The sequence below is a fragment of the Streptomyces sp. NPDC046881 genome (assembly GCF_040645015.1).
GTDB lineage: Bacteria > Actinomycetota > Actinomycetes > Streptomycetales > Streptomycetaceae > Streptomyces.
Genome location: NZ_JBEYXJ010000093.1, coordinates 24,891 through 34,025 on the forward strand (window position 1 = coordinate 24,891; position 9,135 = coordinate 34,025).

Genomic DNA, 9,135 nt, shown 5'->3' on the forward strand with positions numbered 1-9,135 from the left:
TCACTGTCCCAGATTCACCACAGGCTGACACACCCCGACCTTTCTTCGAAAAAGTCAGACTTTTAAGTTTGAACGCGTCCGGCCAGCCATTCCGCACTGAACGAGGACTTCTTGAAGATGACGACGCACACTTCCGACGGCTTCGAGTGGACCGACCTGGACCGGCGCGCCGTCGACACGGCCCGGCTTCTGGCCGCAGACGCGGTGCAGAAGGTGGGCAACGGACACCCGGGCACCGCGATGAGCCTGGCCCCCGCCGCGTACACGATCTTTCAGAAGGTGATGCGACACGACCCGGCCGACCCCGAGTGGACCGGCCGTGACCGGTTCGTCCTCTCCCCCGGCCACACCTCGCTGACCCTCTACACGCAGCTGTACCTCGCCGGGTACGAGCTGGAGCTGGACGACCTCAAGGAGTTCCGCACCCACGGCTCGAAGACGCCGGGCCACCCGGAGTACGGGCACACGGCCGGTGTGGAGACCACCACCGGCCCGCTCGGCCAGGGTGTCGCCAACGCCGTCGGCATGGCGATGGCCGCCCGCTACGAGCGCGGCCTGTTCGACCCCGAGGCCCCTGCCGGCACCTCCCCGTTCGACCACACCGTCTGGGCGATCGTCTCCGACGGCGACCTGGAGGAGGGCGTCTCCGCGGAGGCCTCCTCCCTCGCCGGCCACCAGAAGCTCGGCAACCTGGTCTTCCTCTACGACGACAACCACATCTCCATCGAGGGCGACACCGCGACCGCGTTCTCCGAGGACGTGCTGGGACGGTACGAGGCCTACGGCTGGCACGTCCAGCGTGTCGAGCCCACCGCCGAGGGCGACGTCGACGCCCCCGCCCTGTACCGGGCGCTGAAGGCGGCCCAGGCCGAGACCGAGCGGCCGTCGATCATCGCGATGCGCACGATCATCGCCTGGCCGGCCCCGAACGCCCGCAACACCGAGGCATCCCACGGCTCCGCGCTCGGCGAGGAGGAGATCGCCGCCACCAAGCGCCTGCTCGGCTTCGACCCGGAGCAGACGTTCGAGGTCGCCGACGAGGTCCTCGCGCACGCCCGGCGGGCCCTGGACCGGGGCGCCGAGGCGCACGCGGCCTGGGACAAGCGGATCGCCGAGTGGCGTGCCGCCCAGCCGGAGCGCGCCGAGCTGTTCGACCGGGTGAGCAAGGGCGAGCTGCCCGAGGGCTGGGAGCAGAGCATCCCGGTCTTCGAGGAGGGCAGGTCGGTCGCCACCCGCGCCGCCTCCGGCAAGGTGCTCCAGGCACTCGGCCCGGTCCTCCCCGAGCTGTGGGGCGGCTCCGCCGACCTGGCCGGCTCGAACAACACCACCATCGACCAGACCAGCTCCTTCCTGCCCGCGGGCAACCCGCTGCCGGAGGCCGACCCGTACGGCCGTACCGTGCACTTCGGCATCCGCGAGTTCTCCATGGCCGCGGAGATGAACGGCATCGCCCTGCACGGCAACACCCGCGTCTACGGCGGCACCTTCCTCGTCTTCTCCGACTACATGCGCAACGCCGTCCGGATGTCGGCGCTCATGCAGCTGCCGGTGACGTACGTGTGGACGCACGACTCCATCGGCCTCGGCGAGGACGGCCCCACCCACCAGCCGGTCGAGCACCTGGCCTCGCTGCGCGCCATCCCCGGTCTGAACGTCGTCCGCCCGGCGGACGCCAACGAGACCGCGATCGCCTGGGCCGAGATCCTGAAGAGGCACGCCACGCACCCCGCCCCGCACGGGCTCGCGCTCACCCGCCAGGGCGTGCCGGTGTACGCGCCGAACGAGGACGCGGCCAAGGGCGGCTACGTCCTGCGCGAGTCCTCGACGCAGGTCCCCGAGGTGATCGTCATCGCGACGGGTTCCGAGGTGCAGCTGGCCGTGGCCGCGCGGGAGCAGCTGGAGGCCGAGGGGATCGGCACCCGGGTGGTGTCCATGCCGTCCGTGGAGTGGTTCGAGGAGCAGCCGCGCGCCTACCGCGAGCGGGTGCTGCCGCCGGCCGTGAAGGCCCGGGTCGCCGTCGAGGCCGGGATCGGTCTGACCTGGTACCGGTACGTGGGCGACGCGGGACGCATCGTCTCGCTGGAGCACTTCGGTGCCTCCGCGGACGCCGGGACCCTCTTCGCCGAGTTCGGCTTCACCCCCGAGAACGTCGCCGCGGCGGCCCGCGAGTCGCTCGCCGCCGCGCGCGCCTGACCCCGACGTCCCCACCGACGCGAAAGAAAGATGATCACAGTGACCGAAGCAATCGCGACCCCGGGAGCCCTCAAGCGCCTCGCCGACGAGGGCGTGTCGATCTGGCTGGACGACCTGTCCCGCAAGCGGATCACCTCGGGCGGCCTCGCCGAGCTGGTGGCGAGCGGAAGCGCCGTCGGTGTCACCACCAACCCGTCCATCTTCCAGGCCGCCATCGGCTCCGGAGAGGGCTACGAGGAGCAGCTGGCCGACCTCGCGGTGCGGGGGGTGACGGTCGACGAGGCCGTGCGGATGATGACGACCGCCGACGTGCGGGCTGCCGCCGATATTCTGGATCCTGTATACACCGCCACGGACGGCCGGGACGGCCGGGTCTCCATCGAGGTCGACCCCCGTCTGGCCCACCACACCGAGGCCACCGTCGCCGAGGCCAAGCAGCTGGCCTGGCTGGTCGACCGCCCCAACGTGATGATCAAGATCCCGGCGACCGAGGCGGGCCTGCCGGCGATCACCGAGGTCATCGGCCTCGGCATCAGCGTCAACGTGACCCTGATCTTCTCCCTGGACCGCTACCGCGCGGTCATGGACGCCTACCTGGCAGGTCTGGAGAAGGCCCGTGAGCGGGGCATCGACCTGTCCACGATCCACTCGGTGGCGTCCTTCTTCGTCTCCCGCGTGGACTCCGAGATCGACAAGCGGCTGACCGCCCTCGGCACCGGTGAGGCGCTCGCCCTGAAGGGCCGCGCGGCCCTGGCGAACGCCCGTCTGGCCTACGAGGCGTACGAGGAGGTCTTCGCCTCCGACCGCTGGCTGGCGCTCGCCGGCGACCGGGCGAACCGGCAGCGTCCGCTGTGGGCGTCCACCGGTGTGAAGGATCCTGCATACAAGGACACCCTGTATGTGGACGAACTGGTCGCACCGGGCACCGTCAACACGATGCCCGAGGCCACGCTGAACGCGGTCGCCGACCACGGCGAGATCACCGGTGACACGGTGACCGGCGGTTATGCGCAGGCCCGCGCCGACCTGGCCGCCGTCGAACGGCTCGGCATCGGCTACGACGAGGTCGTCCGGCAGCTGGAGAACGAGGGTGTCGCCAAGTTCGAGGTGGCCTGGCAGGACCTTCTGGACGCCGTAGCGAAGTCCCTGAGGAGCAAGGGAGTTGACGCCCGATGACCGACAACGCACCCGCCCAGGCGCCCGCACCGGAGGCGGTGCGGGTCCCGGTGGCCCCGGCCGCCGACTGGGAGAACCCGCTGCGGGACGCCCGCGACCGCCGGCTCCCCCGGATCGCCGGTCCCTCGGGCCTGGTCATCTTCGGGGTCACCGGTGACCTGTCCCGCAAGAAGCTGATGCCGGCCGTCTACGACCTGGCCAACCGCGGTCTGCTGCCGCCGGGCTTCTCCCTCGTCGGGTTCGCCCGCCGGGACTGGGCCGACCAGGACTTCGCGCAGGTCGTGCACGACGCCGTGAAGGAGCACGCCCGCACCCCGTTCCGCGAGGAGGTGTGGCAGCAGCTCGCCGAGGGCATGCGGTTCATCCCCGGTGACTTCGACGACGACACCGCGTTCAAGCAGCTCAAGGACGCCGTCGACGAGCTGGACGCCTCCCGCGGCACCGGCGGCAACTTCGCCTTCTACCTCTCGGTGCCCCCGAAGTTCTTCCCGAAGGTCGTCCAGCAGCTGAAGAAGCACGGCCTGGCGAACCCGCCGCAGGGCGCCTGGCGCCGCGCGGTCATCGAGAAGCCGTTCGGTCACGACCTGGCCAGCGCCATCGAGCTGAACAAGATCGTGCACGAGGTGTTCGAGCCGGACCAGGTGTTCCGCATCGACCACTACCTCGGCAAGGAGACCGTCCAGAACATCCTGGCGCTGCGCTTCGCCAACCAGATGTACGAGCCGATCTGGAACCGGTCGTACGTCGACCACGTGCAGATCACGATGGCCGAGGACATCGGCATCGGCGGCCGGGCCGGCTACTACGACGGCATCGGCGCCGCCCGCGACGTCATCCAGAACCACCTGCTCCAGCTCATGGCGCTCACCGCCATGGAGGAGCCGATCGCGTTCGACGCCGAGGCGCTGCTCACCGAGAAGCTGAAGGTGCTCAAGTCGGTGCGCCTGCCGGAGGACCTGGGCCGGCACACCGTGCGCGGCCAGTACGCCCCCGGCTGGCAGGGCGGCGAGAAGGTCGTCGGCTACCTCCAGGAGGACGGCATCGACCCCAGGTCGAAGACCGACACCTACGCCGCGATCAAGCTGGGCATCGACAACCGCCGCTGGGCGGGCGTCCCCTTCTACCTGCGCACCGGCAAGCGGCTGGGCCGCCGGGTGACGGAGATCGCGGTGGTCTTCAAGCGGGCCCCGCACTCCCCGTTCGACTCCACCGCCACCGAGGAGCTCGGCCAGAACGCGATCGTGATCCGCGTCCAGCCGGACGAGGGCATGACCGTGCGGTTCGGCTCGAAGGTGCCGGGCACCTCGATGGAGATCCGGGACGTGTCGATGGACTTCGCCTACGGCGAGTCGTTCACCGAGTCGAGCCCGGAGGCGTACGAGCGGCTCATCCTGGACGTACTGCTCGGCGACGCCAACCTGTTCCCCCGCCACCAGGAAGTGGAAGAGTCCTGGAAGATCCTCGACCCCATCGAGGAGTACTGGGCGGCGCACGGCAGGCCGGCCCAGTACGCGTCGGGCAGCTGGGGACCGAGGGAAGCCGACGAGATGCTCGCACGAGACGGACGGAGCTGGCGCAGGCCATGAAGATCGACCTGACCGACACCACGGCAAGCAAGATCAACAAGGCGCTGGTGCAGGGCCGCCGCGCCATCGGCACGCCCGCTGTGGGCATGGTCCTGACGATGGTCATCGTCACGGACGAGGAGAACGCCTACGACTCGATCAAGGCGGCCGAGGATGCCTCGCGCGAGCACCCCTCGCGCACCCTGGTCGTCATCCGGCGCCAGGCCCGCACCCTGCGCGACCGCACCCACTCCCGGCTCGACGCCGAGGTCCGGGTCGGCTCCGAGGCCGGCACCGGCGAGACGGTCGTGCTGCGCACCTACGGCGAGGTGTCCGACCACGCCGACTCGGTGGTGCTGCCGCTGCTGCTGCCGGACGCCCCGGTGGTCGTGTGGTGGCCGGGAGAGGCCCCCGACGCCCCCGCCAAGGACCCGCTGGGCGCGCTCGCCCAGCGCCGGATCACCGACCTGTACGCCGTCGAGCGGCCGCTGGAGGCGCTGAACGCGCGGGCCCGCACCTACGCGCCCGGCGACACCGACCTCGCCTGGACCCGGCTGACCCTGTGGCGGTCGATGCTGGCCGCGGCCCTGGACCAGGCCCGGGTGAAGGTGGCCTCGGCGGCCGTCGAGGCCGAGGCCGACAACCCCAGCGCCGAGCTGCTCGCCCGCTGGCTCGAGGCCCGCCTGGGCGTCCCGGTGGAGCGGGTGCAGAGCGCCGGCCCGTTCGTGACGGCCGTCCGCCTCGGCACCGCGAACGGCGAGATCGTCGTCGACCGCCCCGAGGGCCCGCTGGCCACGCTGACCCTGCCGGGCCAGCCGCCGCGCACCCTCGCGCTGAAGGTCCGCCCCACCTCCGAACTGATCGCCGAGGAGCTGCGCCGCCTCGACGCCGACGAGATGTACGCCATCGCCCTGCAGGGCGAGGGCGCCAAGGAGAACGCCTGACATGGCAGAGTTCCCGAAGCTCACCCACCGGCCCGAGTGGGCCGCGCTGGCCGACCACCGCGCCCAGGGCCGGCCGGGGCTGCGCGAGCTGTTCGCGGCGGACCCCGGCCGCGCCGAGCGGTACGTCGTGCGGGTCGGCGACCTGCACATCGACTACAGCAAGCAGCTGATCACCGACGAGACCCTGGCCCTGCTCCAGGAACTCGCCGCCGCCACCGGCGTGTTCGCCCTGCGCGACGCCATGTTCCGCGGCGAGAGGATCAACGTCACCGAGAACCGGGCCGTGCTGCACACCGCGCTGCGCGCCCCGCGGGACGCCGTCGTCGAGGTCGACGGCGAGAACGTGGTGCCGAAGGTGCACGCCGTGCTCGACAAGATGGCCGGCTTCGCCGAGCGGGTCCGCTCCGGCGAGTGGACCGGCCACACCGGCAGGCGCATCAGGAACGTCGTCAACATCGGCATCGGCGGCTCCGACCTCGGTCCCGCGATGGCCTACGAGGCGCTGCGCCCGTTCACCGCACGGGAGCTGACGTTCCGGTTCGTGTCGAACGTGGACGGCTCCGACCTGCACGAGGCGACCCGCGACCTGGATCCGGCCGAGACGCTGTTCATCGTGGCGTCCAAGACGTTCACCACGATCGAGACGATCACCAACGCCACCTCGGCCCGCTCGTGGCTGCTGAAGGCCTTCGACGGCGACGAGAAGGCCGTCGCCAAGCACTTCGTGGCGCTGTCCACGAACGGCGGGAAGGTCACCGAGTTCGGCATCGACCCGGACAACATGTTCGAGTTCTGGGACTGGGTAGGCGGCCGGTACTCCTACGACTCCGCGATCGGCCTCTCCCTGATGATCGCCATCGGCCCGGACCGCTTCCGCGAGATGCTGGACGGTTTCCGGATCGTCGACGACCACTTCCGCACCGCGCCCGCCGAGGCCAACGCGCCGCTGCTGCTGGGCCTGCTGGGCATCTGGTACGGCAACTTCCACGACGCCCAGACCCACGCGGTGCTGCCGTACAGCCACTACCTGTCGAAGTTCACCGCCTACCTCCAGCAGCTGGACATGGAGTCCAACGGCAAGTCGGTGCAGCGCGACGGCAGCCCGGTGGAGTGGCAGACCGGCCCGGTCGTCTGGGGCACCCCGGGCACCAACGGCCAGCACGCCTACTACCAGTTGATCCACCAGGGCACCCAGCTCATCCCCGCCGACTTCATCGGCTTCGCCCGCCCCGTCGGCGAGCTGAGCGGGGAACTGAAGGCCCAGCACGACCTGTTGATGGCCAACTTCTTCGCCCAGACCCAGGCGCTCGCCTTCGGCAAGACCGCCGAGGAGGTCCGCGCGGAGGGCGTGGCCGAGGAGCAGGTCGCGCACCGCACCTTCCGCGGCGACCACCCCACCACCACGATCCTCGCCCGCGAGCTGACCCCGTCCGTGCTCGGCCAGCTGATCGCCCTCTACGAGCACAAGGTGTTCGTGCAGGGCGCGGTGTGGAACATCGACTCCTTCGACCAGTGGGGCGTGGAGCTGGGCAAGGTCCTCGCCAAGCGCGTCGAACCGGCCCTCACCGAGGGCGCCGACGTGCCGGGTCTCGACCCGTCCACCACGGCCCTCGTCGCCGCCTACCGCACTCTCAAGAACGCATCGGAGAACTGATCATGCAGCTCGGTCTCATCGGTCTCGGCAAGATGGGCGGCAACATGCGCGAGCGGATCCGCCGCGCCGGCCACACCGTCGTCGGCTACGACCGCAACCCGGAGGTCTCGGACGTCAAGAGCCTGGCCGAACTGGTCGAGGAGCTCGACGCGCCCCGCCGCGTGTGGGTGATGGTCCCGGCCGGCACCGCCACCCAGACCGTCATCGACGAACTCGGCGACCTGCTCTCCCCCGGTGACACGGTCATCGACGGCGGCAACTCCCGCTGGACGGACGACGAGAAGCACGCCGCCGCCCTCGGCATCAAGGGCATCGGCTTCGTCGACGCCGGTGTCTCCGGCGGTGTGTGGGGCCTGGAGAACGGTTACGCGCTGATGGTCGGCGGCGACAAGCAGCACGTGGAACCGCTGCAGCCGATCTTCGACGCGCTCAAGCCGGAGGGCCCGTACGGCTACGTCCACGCCGGGCGGGTCGGTGCCGGGCACTTCTCCAAGATGGTCCACAACGGCATCGAGTACGCCATGATGCAGGCCTACGCCGAGGGCTGGGAGCTGCTGGAGAAGGTCCACTCGGTGGAGAACGTCCGCGAGGTGTTCCGCTCCTGGCAGGAGGGCACGGTCATCCGCTCCTGGCTGCTGGACCTCGCGGTCAACGCCCTCGACGAGGATGAGCACCTGGAGAAGCTGCGCGGCTACGCGGAGGACTCCGGCGAGGGCCGCTGGACCGTGGAGGCGGCCATCGACAACGCGGTGCCGCTGCCCGCGATCACCGCGTCCCTGTTCGCCCGGTTCGCCTCCCGGCAGGACGACTCCCCGCAGATGAAGATGGTCGCCGCGCTGCGCAACCAGTTCGGCGGCCACGCGGTCGAGAAGAAGGACTGACCCGCCGTGGGGGACCTCCTGCTGGTCCGCCACGGTGAGACGGAGTGGAGCCGGTCGGGACAGCACACCAGCTGGACCGACCTGCCCCTCACGCAGCACGGCGAGGAACAGGCCAAGTCCCTCGCCCCGCTCCTCACCGGCCGGACCTACGCCCGTGCCCTGGCCAGCCCGCTCGGCCGTGCGCTGCGCACCGCCGAACTGGCGGGCCTCCCCGGGGTCGACACCGATCCCGACCTGCACGAGTGGGACTACGGCGGCTACGAGGGCGTCACCACCGCCGAGATCCACCGCTCCCGGCCCGGCTGGGACCTGTGGACCGACGGCGTGCCGCCCGGCCCCGAGGGGCACCCCGGCGAGTCGCCGGAGCGGATCGGCGCCCGCGCCGACCGGGTCCTGGCCCGGCTGTCCCCGGCCCTGGCCGAGGGGGACGTGGTGCTGGTGGCGCACGCGCACTTCCTGCGCGTGCTCACCGCCCGCCGCCTGGGCCTGCCGCCCGCCGAGGGCCGGCTGTTCCAGCTGGCCACCGGCACGGTCAGCCGCCTGTCGACGGAACACGACCGCCCGGTGATCGCCGAGTGGAACGTCCGGCCGTAGCCGGACACCGCACACCCTCCCCTGTGCCCCCGGCCCGCCGCCCCCCGGCGGGCTCCCCACGGGCGATCATGTCGGGGACGAGCTTGAGGGGGACCCATTCCCGCCGGTCCGACTCGAAGTCGTCCACG

General features: G+C 71.0%; 7 protein-coding genes and 1 pseudogene. 7 read left to right on the top strand and 1 reads right to left on the bottom strand.

Going from position 1 to position 9,135, the window contains the following annotated elements; all coding sequences use genetic code 11:
• Positions 1–117: 117 nt before the first annotated feature.
• From tkt to ABZ923_RS31885, 7 genes are read left to right on the top strand one after another with little or no spacing between them, the layout of a single operon-like run.
• Positions 118–2,193 carry a transketolase gene (gene tkt / locus ABZ923_RS31855; RefSeq protein WP_361478610.1) on the top strand — a complete coding sequence of 692 codons (2,076 nt, stop codon included), beginning with the start codon at positions 118–120 and terminating at the stop codon, positions 2,191–2,193.
• A 30-nt stretch (positions 2,194–2,223) separates the two neighbouring features.
• Positions 2,224–3,369 carry a transaldolase gene (gene tal, locus ABZ923_RS31860; protein ID WP_361478613.1) on the top strand — a complete coding sequence of 382 codons (1,146 nt, stop codon included), beginning with the start codon at positions 2,224–2,226 and terminating at the stop codon, positions 3,367–3,369.
• On the top strand, positions 3,366–4,955 hold the full coding sequence (gene zwf / locus ABZ923_RS31865) for a glucose-6-phosphate dehydrogenase (protein WP_361478616.1): 1,590 nt from the start codon (positions 3,366–3,368) through the stop codon (positions 4,953–4,955). The genes tal and zwf overlap by 4 nt, the downstream gene beginning before the upstream one ends.
• Complete coding sequence (opcA, locus tag ABZ923_RS31870) at positions 4,952–5,878, top strand: glucose-6-phosphate dehydrogenase assembly protein OpcA (RefSeq protein WP_361478619.1); 927 nt, start codon at positions 4,952–4,954, stop codon at positions 5,876–5,878. Before zwf ends, opcA begins: the two co-directional genes overlap by 4 nt.
• A gap of 1 nt (position 5,879) precedes the next feature.
• Positions 5,880–7,532, top strand: coding sequence for a glucose-6-phosphate isomerase (gene pgi / locus ABZ923_RS31875; RefSeq protein WP_361478622.1), 1,653 nt, complete (start codon positions 5,880–5,882; stop codon positions 7,530–7,532).
• Between the two features lie 2 nt (positions 7,533–7,534).
• Positions 7,535–8,413 (top strand): phosphogluconate dehydrogenase (NAD(+)-dependent, decarboxylating), encoded by an 879-nt coding sequence (gnd, locus tag ABZ923_RS31880; RefSeq protein ID WP_361478625.1) that lies wholly within the window; start codon positions 7,535–7,537, stop codon positions 8,411–8,413.
• A 6-nt stretch (positions 8,414–8,419) separates the two neighbouring features.
• On the top strand, positions 8,420–9,007 hold the full coding sequence (locus ABZ923_RS31885; protein WP_361478628.1) for a histidine phosphatase family protein: 588 nt from the start codon (positions 8,420–8,422) through the stop codon (positions 9,005–9,007).
• Here ABZ923_RS31885 and ABZ923_RS31890 read toward each other — a convergent pair.
• A pseudogene (locus ABZ923_RS31890) lies at positions 8,946–9,135 on the bottom strand (hypothetical protein); the annotation flags it as partial. The gene ABZ923_RS31885 and the pseudogene ABZ923_RS31890 sit on opposite strands and share 62 nt — an antisense overlap.

Coding starts and splice junctions, on each gene's coding strand:
- opcA (WP_361478619.1), top strand. CDS start 4,952: ATGAAGATCGACCTGACCGACACCACGGCAAGCAAGATCAACAAGGCG.
- zwf (WP_361478616.1), top strand. CDS start 3,366: ATGACCGACAACGCACCCGCCCAGGCGCCCGCACCGGAGGCGGTGCGG.
- tal (WP_361478613.1), top strand. CDS start 2,224: ATGATCACAGTGACCGAAGCAATCGCGACCCCGGGAGCCCTCAAGCGC.
- tkt (WP_361478610.1), top strand. CDS start 118: ATGACGACGCACACTTCCGACGGCTTCGAGTGGACCGACCTGGACCGG.
- pgi (WP_361478622.1), top strand. CDS start 5,880: ATGGCAGAGTTCCCGAAGCTCACCCACCGGCCCGAGTGGGCCGCGCTG.
- gnd (WP_361478625.1), top strand. CDS start 7,535: ATGCAGCTCGGTCTCATCGGTCTCGGCAAGATGGGCGGCAACATGCGC.